The 1,049-nt window shown below is 70.2% G+C and carries 1 protein-coding gene; it reads right to left on the minus strand.

Features of this window, described 5'->3' with window-relative positions:
• Positions 1-54: 54 nt before the first annotated feature.
• Positions 55-708, minus strand: a complete 654-nt coding sequence (locus tag AB0F62_RS41255; protein ID WP_361811557.1) for a DUF4360 domain-containing protein — start codon at positions 706-708, stop codon at positions 55-57.
• Positions 709-1,049: the final 341 nt, after the last annotated feature.

A 1,049-nucleotide genomic window follows, 5' to 3' on the forward strand; every position in this document is an offset into this window, starting at 1 on the left:
GCCCCCCCGGCGGGGGCGGCCGCCTCCGGGGCGCCCCCCCCCGCGCCCGCTGCTCTACGTGTCGGGGCACTCCTTCCACGCGAGGTGGTAGGTGGTCTTGATGCTGCCGTCCGTGGAGTCCATGGTCATGAAGCTGGTGGTCCGCGACGGATCCGAGGTGCCGGCGCTGACCCGCAGCTCGGTGTTGATGTTGAAGTTGCGCAGTTCACCGCAGGGCGCCCAGACCAGGGCGGCGACCTCGACGCTGTCCGTGGCCTGCCAGTTGTCGTCGAGCGCGCCGCGGAAGGTGTGGCTGATGGCGTTCGTCTCGCGCGAGCCCTGGAAGTAGTAACTGGCCTTCTCCACGCCGGTGGCGCCCCGCTCCAGGTGCGCGAAGCCGCGGTAGTCGGCGGCGGCGATCGCGTAGGTGAAGCCCTGGGGAACGTGCACGTTCAGATTGAGCTGGCAGTTCTTGCGGAAGTCCGTCGGCTTGGAGCCCAGGCCCACCTGCGCGATGTAGGCGCTGTACGTGACGGTGAAGGCCTCGTTGTCCGGGGAGACGGCGACGGCGGCCGTGCCGGCCGGACAGCCCGAGCCGTTGACCGTCGCGACATCGATGACGATGCGGTCCGGCGGAGGCGGGGTGGCGCCTCCCGGCTCCCAGGCTCCCTGCGGGCCGAGCAGCGAGGCGGCGGCCACGCCGCTCACGGCTATCGCACGTAACGTCATGGGGGGATTCCCTTCGGGTCGTCGAGGGATCGGCGACACCGGCCCTGCACCCCGTTCCGGTGTCGCGTACACGACACCATGCGTCACCGTTCGCGTACAGAACCTCCACGGGTTTCCCACAGGAATGGCCGACCCCCGTCACCCCTGGCGCAGAAGTGACGCACGAGATCCAGTCAGCGCCCCCTCCCGAGACCTCGCGGCAACCCCGAACCGCTTTCCGCCCCCTTCCGGCGATCAGGCGCGCTACGAGACGGAGGGGGCGGGGTCGTAGGGGTGGGCGTTCTGGACACTGGGCGTATTTGTGTGCGGCACCCGGGGTGAGAAGAGCAGGTGCCCGCCAC

The organism is Streptomyces sp. NPDC026673 (genome assembly GCF_040638135.1).
Classification (GTDB): domain Bacteria; phylum Actinomycetota; class Actinomycetes; order Streptomycetales; family Streptomycetaceae; genus Actinacidiphila.

Coding starts and splice junctions, on each gene's coding strand:
- AB0F62_RS41255 (WP_361811557.1), bottom strand. CDS start 708: ATGACGTTACGTGCGATAGCCGTGAGCGGCGTGGCCGCCGCCTCGCTG.